The sequence below is a fragment of the Enterococcus sp. VV15 genome, assembly GCF_005236045.1.
GTDB lineage: Bacteria > Bacillota > Bacilli > Lactobacillales > Enterococcaceae > Enterococcus_B > Enterococcus_B durans.
Window position 1 is genome coordinate 130,842 of sequence record NZ_QPTY01000002.1, and the last position, 12,923, is coordinate 143,764.

At 37.9% G+C, this 12,923-nt stretch carries 12 protein-coding genes and 1 pseudogene; 4 read left to right on the forward strand and 9 right to left on the reverse strand.

What is annotated here, in order from left to right:
- Positions 1-200: 200 nt before the first annotated feature.
- Positions 201-1,625: a hypothetical protein gene (locus DVW83_RS15335; protein ID WP_238699323.1), complete on the forward strand. Its 1,425-nt coding sequence runs from the start codon at positions 201-203 to the stop codon at positions 1,623-1,625.
- Positions 1,626-1,719: 94 nt separating this feature from the next.
- Here the strand turns inward: DVW83_RS15335 and DVW83_RS01640 are convergent, their stop codons facing one another.
- Positions 1,720-3,732 carry a KUP/HAK/KT family potassium transporter gene (locus tag DVW83_RS01640; RefSeq protein ID WP_104661553.1) on the reverse strand — a complete coding sequence of 671 codons (2,013 nt, stop codon included), beginning with the start codon at positions 3,730-3,732 and terminating at the stop codon, positions 1,720-1,722.
- Positions 3,733-3,851: 119 nt separating this feature from the next.
- Positions 3,852-4,115: a GlsB/YeaQ/YmgE family stress response membrane protein gene (locus DVW83_RS01645; protein ID WP_104661554.1), complete on the reverse strand. Its 264-nt coding sequence runs from the start codon at positions 4,113-4,115 to the stop codon at positions 3,852-3,854.
- A 386-nt stretch (positions 4,116-4,501) separates the two neighbouring features.
- Between DVW83_RS01645 and DVW83_RS01650 the strand changes: the two genes are divergently transcribed.
- Both DVW83_RS01650 and DVW83_RS15340 read left to right on the forward strand, forming a co-directional pair.
- On the forward strand, positions 4,502-5,305 hold the full coding sequence (locus DVW83_RS01650) for a PocR ligand-binding domain-containing protein (protein WP_224784397.1): 804 nt from the start codon (positions 4,502-4,504) through the stop codon (positions 5,303-5,305).
- Entirely contained in the window at positions 5,260-5,430 is a 171-nt protein-coding gene (locus tag DVW83_RS15340) for an AraC family transcriptional regulator (RefSeq protein ID WP_224784396.1), read from the forward strand. Before DVW83_RS01650 ends, DVW83_RS15340 begins: the two co-directional genes overlap by 46 nt.
- Before the next feature lie 257 nt (positions 5,431-5,687).
- On the opposite strand, the gene pnp is transcribed toward DVW83_RS15340, so the two are convergent.
- On the reverse strand, positions 5,688-7,811 hold the full coding sequence (gene pnp / locus DVW83_RS01655; protein WP_104661555.1) for a polyribonucleotide nucleotidyltransferase: 2,124 nt from the start codon (positions 7,809-7,811) through the stop codon (positions 5,688-5,690).
- Positions 7,812-7,992: 181 nt separating this feature from the next.
- A complete protein-coding gene (gene rpsO, locus DVW83_RS01660) occupies positions 7,993-8,262 on the reverse strand; it encodes a 30S ribosomal protein S15 (protein ID WP_005875316.1) in 270 nt (89 codons plus the stop codon).
- 250 nt (positions 8,263-8,512) lie between these two features.
- Here rpsO and def point away from each other — a divergent pair, with 250 nt between their 5' ends.
- Positions 8,513-9,076: a peptide deformylase gene (gene def, locus DVW83_RS01665; protein WP_081133766.1), complete on the forward strand. Its 564-nt coding sequence runs from the start codon at positions 8,513-8,515 to the stop codon at positions 9,074-9,076.
- A 605-nt stretch (positions 9,077-9,681) separates the two neighbouring features.
- Here def and DVW83_RS01670 read toward each other — a convergent pair.
- The 5 genes and pseudogenes from DVW83_RS01670 to DVW83_RS01690 all read right to left on the reverse strand — a co-directional run bounded on the left by DVW83_RS01670 (position 9,682) and on the right by DVW83_RS01690 (position 12,755).
- A complete protein-coding gene (locus DVW83_RS01670; RefSeq protein ID WP_104660210.1) occupies positions 9,682-10,041 on the reverse strand; it encodes a hypothetical protein in 360 nt (119 codons plus the stop codon).
- A 129-nt stretch (positions 10,042-10,170) separates the two neighbouring features.
- Positions 10,171-10,365: a hypothetical protein gene (locus tag DVW83_RS01675; protein ID WP_137238930.1), complete on the reverse strand. Its 195-nt coding sequence runs from the start codon at positions 10,363-10,365 to the stop codon at positions 10,171-10,173.
- Positions 10,366-10,671: 306 nt separating this feature from the next.
- The gene (locus DVW83_RS01680) at positions 10,672-11,193 is read right to left on the reverse strand and encodes a transcription repressor NadR (RefSeq protein WP_005875311.1); all 522 of its coding nucleotides are present in this window, start codon (positions 11,191-11,193) and stop codon (positions 10,672-10,674) included.
- Positions 11,186-12,037, reverse strand: coding sequence for a chorismate mutase (locus tag DVW83_RS01685; RefSeq protein WP_104660208.1), 852 nt, complete (start codon positions 12,035-12,037; stop codon positions 11,186-11,188). Before DVW83_RS01685 ends, DVW83_RS01680 begins: the two co-directional genes overlap by 8 nt.
- A pseudogene (locus DVW83_RS01690) lies at positions 12,027-12,755 on the reverse strand (NAD-dependent protein deacylase). The gene DVW83_RS01685 and the pseudogene DVW83_RS01690 overlap by 11 nt, the downstream one beginning before the upstream one ends.
- Between the last annotated feature and the right edge of the window lie 168 nt (positions 12,756-12,923).

The following is a 12,923-nucleotide window of genomic DNA, read 5'->3' on the forward strand; positions in this document are numbered from 1 at the left end:
TATAAAGTGAGTATTTCATCAAGCAATTTCTTAGCGGTATCCGAAAAATTCTTACCTTAGAAAAAAACAATTCCTCCTACCCAAAATAATCCCCTACAATAAAACAGAAAAAAACGATGAAAAGGAGAATCCATTATGCCTAATAAACAAGTAGACAAAAAAAAATAATTCTGGAACATAGCGTTAAAGCCTGGAATGCTATGTGCAAAACCTACGGACCAAATGATACCTTAGCATTTTTAGCTAAATTCAACTATAGTCTTGAGGGCCTTGCATTTATTATCAATAATCTTGATTTGCCAAGCTCACTAGACCGCACAAAAATAGTCAAAGAATTATTTAAGCTTGATAAGAGCCAAGTATTCAACGACTTCAAAAACAATCAGGAGCTTCTAAATACGATCAATGCTTGGAATGTGATGTTGAACATCCACGGTCCAAATGAAACATTGGCTTTTTTATCTCTACGTAATTATAGCGCTAAGACCATCAAATTCCTGATAGCAAACCTTGAGTTGCCATCATCAATAAATCCTGTAATCGCAGCAGAAAACATCATTAAAAACAAGAACAGGGGAATAGTCACAGATCTCATAGGTAATCAAAATTTACTGAACACCATTAAATACTTGGATAAAATGCTGGATGTACACGGACCTAAAGAGACGTTAGACTTTCTTGCTTCTTGCAACTACAGCAAAGGAAGCATCAAATTTCTTACCGCTAACATCCACTTACCGAAATCACTGAATCGAGCAGTCGAAGCAGAAAAGCTCATAAAAAAAATACCAATAAAAACAAACACAGATTTTCTATCTAATCAAAATCTGCTCTATACCGTTACCTATTTAAATAAAATGTTAGACGTATATGGACCAAATGAAACGTTGGCTTTTCTAGCCACTTGCAACTATAACCATCAGAGCATCAAATTTCTTACAGCCAATCTCCGTTTACCTAAATCAATCGATAAATCGATTGAAGCAGAAAAACTCATTAAAAACACTAAAGAAGGCTATAGCTCAGATTTCACTACGAACGGGAATTTGATCGGTATCATGAATAAATGGCTGATGCAGTCTAAAAATCAAGGACTAAACGAAACATTAGTATCTTTGTCTAAAACAAGTTATAGAGCTAAAAGTATCAAACTTATCGTCGCAAATCTTCCTTTTCCTGAAACAATGGACCGAGCAACTGAAGCAAAAAGAATAATCGAAAGTACAAACAAGAATGTTATTTCGAAGTTCAAAAAAGACCTTCCGGATCTAGCAGAAAAAAAGCTAGACTTACATACATTAACGAACCTTATCTATAGTTTTGATTTACCTGAAAATGATGTGAAAGCATTAAAAAAAGAGGCCATTGTAAAAACACAAGAAGCAATCGGACGAGATGTGCAGGCTGATCTAAATAAAAAAACACTAAATGACAAAATGGAACAACTTCAAATCAGTGTACCAAACTACATAAAACAAATTCAACAAGAACCAAATGATATCGAAACCTATCTTGATACAATGTATCTCAAACAAGTAAAAGAAAAAGCTAATCTTCGTACACTACCTTCGAACAGTTCATCTGTTGTAACAAGTAAAAACAAAGATACATCCCACCACAGATAGAAGACAATAAAACTAAGACAAAAGAACTACCCGAATGAGAGGGCTCTACATACTCCTCTCATTCAGGTAGTTCATTCATTTTTTATCCCCATTTTTATGGAGACTTTTCAGTTATTTTTTTTCGTTCTTTTAACCATGTTTTTCTGGTCAAACCAATCAATAATGGGACTGTTTCGTGTTTGACTTCGCTGTATTCCAGACCAAACCATGTTTCTGGGGTTGTTGCATATTTTTTGATTGCAAGTTTTGCATGCATGATTTGGCGATCCCATTTATTCAATGTTGTGACATTTGAAACAACTTCATCAATCAAAATAAACTGAAAATCACCGACTTCTCTACCTGGCGTCAAAGAGTAAGTTTGCGGTTGCTTAGGAAGACGTCCTTGTTTCATTAAATCATGGATGATCTGACGAACATACACATTGATTTCTTGTTGGACTCTAAAACCTAAGAATAAGTTGACTTGTACAATAAAATCCGTATCCATCATGTCGATCTGATATTCTTTTGTATACGGTTCATCGGTTACTTCTACATGGACAAACCAATAGACACGTGCTCGTTTTGGTCGTTTATCAAGGATCGAATAGACGAATTGCCTGCCCACTTTCCCTTCAGCCATATCAGGTACCAATAACACGATATTTGTCTGGTAAAGTGGCAACGATCTATCATCACGCAATTTAGCTAGTTGTGGAATGTATTCTTTCAACGCAACATCTTCCGCTACAGATTCACGAATAATATTCCCCCGCTCCCAAATAAACATCACCGCTAAGATTACTAATGCAATCAAAACTGCAACAAAGCCACCATGGAAGAATTTTACGATACTTGAGATGAAAAAGACGATCTCGATTACACCAAAAAAGAAAGTCACAATATGCGCAAACAATTTAGAATAACCATTTTGGATCAAATAGAAATAGAGCAATGCTGTAGTCATCAGCATCGTAACCGTAATCGACAGACCATACGCTGCTTCCATATGATGGGAAGTCCTAAAGGTTACAACAACTAGTGAACAGGCAAACCATAAAATCAAGTTGACTGCTGGAATGTACATTTGCCCAATACTGCTACCTGGATACATGATTTTCAATCGCGGCAATAGTTTCAATTTAATCGCTTCAGAGACTAACGTAAATGAGCCTGTGATCAAGGCTTGTGAAGCAATAACTGCGGCAATAGTCGCAAACGCTACACCAATGATCAACCAGCCATTCGGCAACATCTGGAAAAATGGATTCAGATTTTTGATCTGTTGCATCTCTGGATTTTGGTACACAGTCAGCAACCAAGCTGCTTGTCCGAAATAATTCAATACCAGACACATTTTGACATATGGCCAACTTAAGCGAATATTCAATTTTCCTACGTGTCCTAGATCTGAATATAGCGCTTCTGCCCCTGTTGTTGCTAGAAAGATATTCCCTAAGATAAATAATCCTAGTTTGTTATCCGGACTTAACAGCAATTGGACTGCATAATAAGGATTCAATGCGCGGATCACTGTCCAATCTTGACTGAAATTCACCAATCCCATCACACCTAAAAAAGTAAACCATAAAAACATAACTGGTCCAAATGCCTTACCGACAACTTCTGACCCAAAACGTTGAACCATAAACAACACTAAGATAATCACTAAAGTAATAATAACAATAATATTTTGATCATTCCCAAAACGATCAAAAAATTGTGGAATACCTCTTAACCCCTCGATTGCCGTTGTGACAGTTACCGCAGGCGTCAACACACCATCTGCTAGTAAAGCTGCACCTCCAATCATCGCAGGAATAATCAGATACTTGCCACCTTTTCTTACCAAGGTATATAAAGAAAAGATTCCTCCTTCACCGTGGTTATCTGCATTCAATGCAATCACCACGTATTTGACTGTAGTAAGCAACGTCAGTGTCCAGAAAATCAATGATACAGAACCGATCACAAAATCCGGATTGATTCCGCGTAGTCCGCCGTTGTCTTCAACGATGGCTTTCATTACATACAATGGACTGGTACCGATATCTCCATATACAACGCCCATTGCCACTAAAAGACCGGCCATTGAAATCTTCTTAGTATTATGTTTTGTTGTCAACTTTCTTCCTCATTTCCTCTAACATTCACTCCTGAAAGTCTGCCTTTGTTCAGATTTTTTCTAAGTGTCTCCTCATTATCTTAGGAAGATTCTAATGTGTCAATCATTTCAGCTATTTTTTATTTCCAATAATGTCGGCGAATATAATCGGCTAAAAACGTATAAACACCTAGACAAAAAAGTGCCCCCAACAAGGAAGGAACAAGATAGAAACCGCTGATAGAAGGACCCAACTCTCCAAGAATGGATTCACCAAGCCAACTACCCAAGAACCCGATCAATACCATGCCTGTTACACCTCCTGGTACTTCTTCATTTAATATCAAGCTAGCAATAAGTCCTAATAGGCCTCCAACAATCAATGTCAGTAAAAAGTGCAGCATCTCCATCCCTCCTTTTTCTAAAAACTGATTATATGCCTATTTTACGCTGATTTAGCGAATCGACCAAGGATTAAGCGGTTCGATTTTTATCTGGTATCCATAGAGATTATTCCCAATTTTGTAGAGAGAATCAATTAGCTAATCATGAGAAACAAAAAAGCATCATGATGAAACCACCATGAGCTAAATATTTCTTCCTTGTAGGATATATCACATAAGGAACTAATTCATTACGATGCAACAATAACTACCACTATTAGTATAAAATATTCACAACAAAGATGAAAGACTTCATTATCTGTGATATGAATAAATACAAAAACAAAGCAAAAAACTACAAGGCTCTGTATTCGATACATAGTTGCATTAAAAAAGGAGATGATCATATGTTATGGCAATTGAAAAAGGCTTTAGAGACTTGGCAAACTCTTCAAGAAACAACCACCAAATTATTAGGTGTCTCACTCTTATTGATTGATAGTCATGGTGAACCAGTAACGGAAATCACCAACGCTTGTCTTTTTTGTGAAGCTGCCCGTTCAAAAGAGGTTTGTTTGCAATCTGATCGCCGCGCTGCTACTCGCTGTATCCAACAAAAAAAATCGTATTTGATTTATCGTTGTCCCTATCAATTCGTGAACATCGTTTTCCCGATTTACATTGATGGACGGCATGTCGGCACCCTTTTTATCGGTCAATTGAAACAGCAAAATCAACAAAACTACACATTGATTCCGTCTGTTGTGGCCACTCAGAAAAAAGAAGTTGAAAAATTCACTCCTCAATGGATCCAATTTTACCATCAGCATCCACTGTCAGAAGATGAAAAAATCATTTTGCTCGTGCGTCACGGTGAATCCATTGTACAATTGATCACTACCCAATTGGAAGATAAAATCAAATTTGGCGAGTACCAAGCCGCATTTATTGATGCCCTACCACCTGTAAATGAACTTGATGTGACTCTAATCGACCGCGCGACCGCCATCTTAAATGACCACCCTGACAAAGTCTATCGATTATCAGAATTAGCCCAAGAGTTGAACTGTTCGATCAGCACCTTGAAAAAGCTGTTCCAACGCAATTTGAATCTAAGTTTTTCCGCTTATTATACTCAGCTAAAAATCGCCAATACAAAAAATTATTGGCTTTTACCAATGAGACGACTTGCTCGATTGCTGAAAAATTAGGTTACCCCAATCCTTCTGTACTCTATAAAAAATTCAAACGCGAAACAGGGCAAACGATGAGCGAATACCTCACTCCACATAACGCTGAATTTCACGCCGAAAAAAGTAGGCGCACGATGCAATAACTATCGAAGTTGGCTATGTGACTGTTGGTTTCAGATAGTTTTGCTCAGACAAAAAAGAACGAGACAAAAGTAAACATACTTTTCTCTCGTTCTTTCGTTTGGAGTAGACAGTGGGAGTTACTCTCAAAAAATCGGTCTTCTCAAAAATTTGAAAAACAAATCCCGCAAAGTCCACTTATTTATTGAGGTTCAATACTTCCCCATCTGTTGCTCCAGACATATTCATTAGAAAAAACATTGAATCTAAATTTCTTCTATTATTTTGTTGTTTTTTCAGTACCATCTTCAGCTAGCATTGCTTTTCTTGAAAGATTTACTCGTCCTTGTTTGTCGATTTCAGTAACTTTTACAAGTACTTCATCTCCAAGTTTAAGAACATCTTCTACTTTATTCACACGTTCGTTTGCTAGTTGAGAAATATGGACAAGTCCATCTTTTCCTTTGATCAAGTTGACGAAAGCCCCAAATTTTTCAATTCGAACGACTTTACCAAGGTAAACTTCGCCGACTTTCACTTCTTTAGTCAAGTCTTCAATGATTTTGATTGCTTTTTGGATCATTTCTTTATCCGAAGAAGCAATACTTACTTTACCATCTTGATCGATATCGATTTTTACACCAGTTTCTTCGATGATACCGTTGATAGTGTCTCCACCTTTACCGATCACATCTTTGATTTTCGCTGGATCGATTTGGATCATTTCGATCTTCGGTGCATATTGGCTTAATTCTTCACGTGGTGCAGCAATCGTTGAAGTCAATTCTTCTAAGATTTCCATCCGTGCTTGTTTTGCTTGTGTCAATGCTTCTTTTAAGATTTGTTCCGTGATTCCTTGGATTTTGATATCCATTTGAAGTGCTGTGATACCTTCTTTTGTTCCAGCTACTTTGAAGTCCATGTCGCCTAAATGATCTTCTAATCCTTGGATATCCGTTAAAATCGTATAGTTTTCGCCATCTGATACAAGTCCCATAGCAATACCTGCTACTGGTGCTTTGATAGGAACACCTGCATCCATCAATGCTAATGTACCCGCACAGATACTTGCTTGTGAAGAAGAACCATTTGATTCCAATACTTCCGCTACTAAACGGATTGTATAAGGAAAGTCTTCTTCTGAAGGGATCACTTGTGCTAATGCACGTTCGCCTAATGCTCCATGACCGATTTCACGACGGCCTGGTGAACCAGCACGCCCAGTTGAACCTACAGAGAATTGAGGGAAATTGTAATGGTGGATAAATCGTTTGCTGACTTCCACACCAAGTCCATCAATGATTTGGTGTTCCCCTAATGGTGCAAGAGTACATGCAGATAATGCTTGTGTTTGTCCACGAGTAAACAACCCAGAACCATGGACACGTGGCAACAAGCCTGTTTCGGAAGACAATGGACGGATTTCGTCTAGTTTACGACCATCAGGACGGATTTTATCAATTGTGATCAATTCACGTACCACATCTTTTTCAAGATCTTCCGTGATTTGTTTGACTTCTTTCAATAAGTGATCTTCTTCTTCGTGTCCAGCAAATTTTTCTGCATAAGCTTCACGAATATCGATCTTCACTTGTTCGATGTTGTCTTCACGAGCCAATTTTTCTTCAGTCATAACGGCCGCTTTCATCGTACCGTATGAAGCATCAAAAATTTCTTTTTTCAAGCCAGCGTCTACTTGTAGTAAAGAAACTTCCATTTTTTCTTTACCCACTACTTGAACGATTTCTTCTTGGAAAGCCACTAATTCTTTGATTGCGTCAAAACCAAAAAGCAATGCGCCTAACATGTCTTCTTCAGATACTTCTTTAGCGCCACTTTCAACCATGTTGATTGCTTGTTTTGTTCCCGCAACACTTAGTTCGATATCTGTTTGTTCTGCTTGTTCAACAGTCGGATTCAAGACATATTCACCGTTGATACGGCCAACTTCTACCCCAGCGATTGGTCCGTCAAATGGGATATCAGAAATCGATAACGCAAGTGAAGAACCTAGCATAGCAGCCATTGCTGGTGAACAATCTGTTTCCACACTCATCACGATATTTGTTACTTGGACTTCATTACGGAAGCCATCCGCAAACATCGGACGGATCGGACGGTCGATCAAACGAGCAGTCAAAGTAGCTTCTGTACTTGGACGTCCTTCACGCTTGATGAAACCACCAGGGATCTTCCCAGCCGCATACATTTTTTCTTCATAGTTGATTGTCAATGGGAAGAAATCTGTATCTTTTGCTTCTTTTGATGCTACAGCCGCACTTAAGACCACTGTATCGCCATAACGGACTAATACTGCTCCATTGGCTTGTTTTGCTAATTGACCGACTTCGATTTGTAGGGGACGGCCACCCCATGTCGTTTTGAATACTTGTTTTTCTGACATAATTACTCCTTTTCTTTCCCGTGAAAGCAAGACGCTACTAAACAAATGAAAACCGCCAAACGAAGCTTGGTAGCTTTCATTTGGTTAGTAGGAGTCCATCATGCTTTTTCACGAAATGGTTGATTGAGGTATCACAGTAAAAAAAGTGAGATTCGTTTGAACCCCACTCTTTTTGTTAAAATTAACGACGTAGACCTAAACGTTTGATCAATTCGCGGTAACGTTGAACGTCAGTTTTACGTAAGTAAGCTAACAAGTTACGACGGTGACCAACTTTTTTCATTAGGCCGCGGTATGAATGATGATCTTTTTTATGCACACGTGCATGTTCGTTCAAGTGGTTGATTTCTTCAGTTAATACAGCGATTTGTACTTCTGGAGAACCAGTATCTCCTTCATGGCGTGCATAGTCTGTGATGATTTCATTTTTACGTTCTTTTGAAATTGCCATTTCTTTCACCTCTTTCGATTATTCCCCTGTGACTGAGTAAAACGTTGGTGATTCGCTTAACCAAGTGACAGGCGGTATGCCTTGAGCACACAGCTATACTTTACCTGAATATACGTTAGAAATCAAGTGAAGAATCATTAAGAAAATTTAGTTTATCAAACAATCCTACTACTACTTCTTAAAATTTATGTTAAACTATAATCCGAAAACAGACTGATGAATCGTTTTAGAAGAAAGGGGTACATATTCCATGATTACAATGGATAATATCATTCGTGAAGGAAACCCAACGTTGCGCGAAATCGCCGAGGAAGTTTCCCTCCCATTAAGTGAAGAAGATATCTCACTAGGAAAAGAAATGCTTGAATTTTTAAAAAACAGCCAAGATCCTGTGAAGGCAGAAGAATTAAATCTACGTGGTGGTGTTGGTTTAGCAGCACCACAACTTGATATTTCCAAGCGCATTATTGCTGTTCACGTACCAAGTCCTGATCCAGAAGCAACTGAACCAACATTGAGTACGGTGATGTATAATCCAAAAATTTTGAGTCATTCTGTACAAGATGCTTGCTTGGGTGAAGGTGAAGGGTGTCTATCTGTCGATCGTGAAGTTCCAGGCTATGTCGTACGTCATGCTAAGATCACTGTTTCTTACTATGATATGAATGGCGAAAAACACAAGATTCGTTTAAAAAATTATGAATCGATCGTTGTCCAACATGAGATCGACCATATCAACGGCGTCATGTTCTATGACCATATCAATGATCAAAATCCGTTCGCCCTTAAAGAAGGCGTATTGGTAATCGAATAAGCGAGTATGATGGACTTTAACAAGTAGCAACTAAAGAGAGGTCGGAACAGAAGTGATCAACTCGAAGAATAAGAAGAGGCTCACGGAAATTTCTTTTCAAATTTTTGTGAATTTCGGCTTGTTTCTCGGAGTTTCTTCTGCTCCCCCCGTTTATTCGTTTTTAAAGAATGAGACAAAAGTGTTTCTTACCTTTTTCCCCCACATTCATTCTTTTTTATTATTTCCACTATTTATCCATTATGTACCAACCACCCCAAATAATTCTCAAAAAGATATACTTGATGGTAAAGCATCACTGTATTTCAGCAACGTTCTCCATTGTCCTAATGATTTACTTGATGAAACTTCGGAGATTTGGTTGTTTATAGTATAAGGGTCAGCTAGATGTTTTCTTTTTAAATGCTTTTGTGTTATCCAATTGACACAAAATACAAGTATAGCATTTCTTATCTTTTGTCCATTCATAATTACTGAAAATTCTTATGTCATAGGTAATTGATTGCTTAGTTATTCAATCATGATTTGTCCTTTTAATTACCGTTCTTGTCGCTTATTTTTTCTCATCTGCATATCTTTTGTCGTTGAATCACTCGTTTGCTTCAATTCTATTTTTTTATATCCATCATAGAAGTTCGTGGTTTTATTTGTGTTTCTTGTTGTGGCACAGAAAAATTTTTGATAGCGCGCTTATTCTCGTGATCATATTTTTTTGAATATTTTTCCCACAAAACCGGATTTTTTTCCCATGGTGCAACTGTATTTTCTTTGCCATTATTGAATCTTACCTTCTTTTGTAATTCAGGATCGTGGTAAAGTTTACGCAATCCCTTTGATACGGTCTCCTCTTTATCTTTTTTGAAGACATTTTTTTGGTTATACGCAGTCCCGTTATAACAAAACAGCATTTCGACATCTGGACGTTTTTCCACTATATCTAATAATAACGTTCCTGCAACATCAATCACCTGTTGATCTACTTGAGTTGCAGTTTTTTTAGTTAGGATATCTGGCTTAAATTCTTCATATGTACTGAGTAACTCATCAATATCTTTCCATAATGGCCAATCCTTATGCTTGGGGTTATCATTTATTACCTACTCAATTAAGCTTTTACCAAAATCGAGATTTTTATTGAAACTAAGTGTTAACCGAATATCATCTATGTACCAACCAAATCCATACGTTCTATTCTGTGTTTCTTGTTCCAAAACAACTTTAGCATCTGGATGATTTGCAAAAAATTCTTTTGTATCCTTTTTATCTCCGCTAATTAAAATTAATTTATCCATTTGATCGCTTTGTTCCATTTGATTGGTGTTTTTTCTGTTTCGTTCATCTACTCTACCTCACTTTATTTTTCTTCTCACGACTATGCTTGCTTCATTTTAGACATTTTGAATAATAGAAACTCCTCGTTTTCAGCCGGAATCTATTACCATATCTAGTTTATATCAACTAGATCTATGAAGCGATTTCCTTTTTTCTGGTAAATAAAATAACTGGGGAAACGTATAATCGTTTTTTCTCCCAGTTATCTGCTGTGCTATTTATTTTTTTTTCGGACATAGTCCTGGTCGTTTCGCTAATTCTGTTACCTAGCCTTCGTATAGAATACCTGCTTCCAATAACTTTTGCTTGATTTGTTTCAAAGTGATCGTGTCAGGATAGCGGATGGTATGTAAATGAATACCACCTGTTAGTTCAGATAACAAAGAAGCATTACTTTTTTGATAACGTTTCATAAATGAGTGTATATCTTTTTCAGTTTGGATATGCAACATTCCTGTTAGTTCTCCATATAGCGGATGTTCAACCACCACATCGAGCACTTCCCCGCCATTTTCAACAATCAGGCGCAACTCTTCTTCTGTTTGCTCGCGTCCGTGTTGGACTGCGATTTTACTGACTAAACCAGTCGTAGACTCGCTTGTTTCTAAAATGTATCCTCTAGCAGTTGCGACAACAGTTTCTCCCGCAGCTCTGAGAAGTGCGATATCACCGACGATGATCTGTCGACTGACACCAAATCGCTTGGCAAAATTACTTGCACTGACTGGCTTTTCTTCATTCAATAAGGTATGAAGGATTTGCTTTCTTCGGGTTTCTCCATCAATCATCTGAATTCTCCTTATCCATTTGCTTTTGGTAATCACGAGAATGTTTCATCAAATCTTGGTAGGTAGCAACAATGGTTTCCGTATAGTCAGAATCATCCACCCATTTTGCTACTTTATCTAGAACCTGCTTTTCCCGTGTTTCGTCATAAATCGCATGATTCGTTGCTTTTTTGACTCGACCGATTTTTGTCACAGTCAGCATCCGTTTTTCTAACAGTTTCACCAATTGCTGGTCCAGACTATCGATTGTTTGTCTCAATGATTCGAGGGTTTCTTGTGGTTGTTCTGCCTCGACCATTTTGATGATACGTGCGGGGTTGCCTGCGATGACCACATTATCTGGAAATGATTTGGTCACAACGGAACCTGCACCAACAACCACGTTATCCCCTAATGTTACACCGGGAGTGATAATCACTCCGCCACCTAGCCAGACATTGTTTCCGATTTTGATCGGCTTTGCATATTCAAGTCCACTATTTCGTTTTACTGGATGGAGCGGATGAGTTGCCGTATACAGTTGGACATTGGGGGCAAACATACAATTATCTCCGATTTCAATTGTACTTACATCTAAAAAAGTACAGTTAAAATTCGCATAAAAGTTTTCGCCAACAAAAATATTATACCCATAATCAAAATTGATCATCGGTTCTATATAAATTTTTTCGCCCGTCTTTCCAAATGTTTCTTTCAAGAGTTGCGCGCGTAGTTCTGTTGTTTCAGCTTGATTGATGATTTGGCTTTGGCTTCTTGCAAATTGGCGATCTGCTACTAACTCGGGGTCATTCGCAAAGTATAATTCGCCTGCTATCATTTTTTCTTTCTCAGATTTAATCGTCATAATTTGCTCCTAATTCTTTTATTTTATCGAACACCGTCACCCCATCGGTCTGGACAAAGTCATATTCCTGATCCAGATAGATCGGACTCTGATTGATGACTAAGATTTTTGCGCGTGGGGCGCGAAATTAGATCAGATCACAGAAAGGATGTACTTGAAAACTCGTTCCTACGATCACTACCAGCTCAGTTTGGCTAACCGCAAATGTAGCCTGTTCCAATACTTCTTCTTGAAATCCTTCGCCATATAAAACAATGGCTGGGCGGACTTGACCACCGCAGTTTTCGTGCGTATCACTATACAAATAGCTTTGCCAAGCGACTTCTTTTCCACATTTTCTACAATAACAATGATAAAGAGTTCCATGAAAATCGACAAGTTGTTGACTGCCGGCTTTTTCATGCAACCCGTCAATATTTTGGGACACCGTCCAGACTTTTTTATGTTTTTCTGATCGTGCAATTTCTGTGTGAATGACATTGGGCTGTGCATTCGGATGGTAAATTTTTTTAACAAATGAATAGAATTTCTGTGGTTCGTGAACCATTGCCTCGTGACTTAATAAATACTCGGGTTGCTCAATTCCTTGATAGATTCCCTTTAAAGAGCGATAATCCGGGATTCCTGAAGGTGTCGAGACTCCTGCACCGGTCAAAAAGGTGATGCTTTTACTTTCGTTGATTGTTTGTGCTGCTTCTGCTATAGTTACCTTTTTCATATTTTATCACCTCAGTTCTATTATAATCGAAAATATGCCCCACGCACACTTTTGTTCCTGTTTCTTCTGGCAGAAATACGCATTCAAACGATTTCATTTTTTGAGAAATAAATCACAATCTTAACTGACAAAAAAATGAAAACGTGCTACAATACTGCTGTATTCATT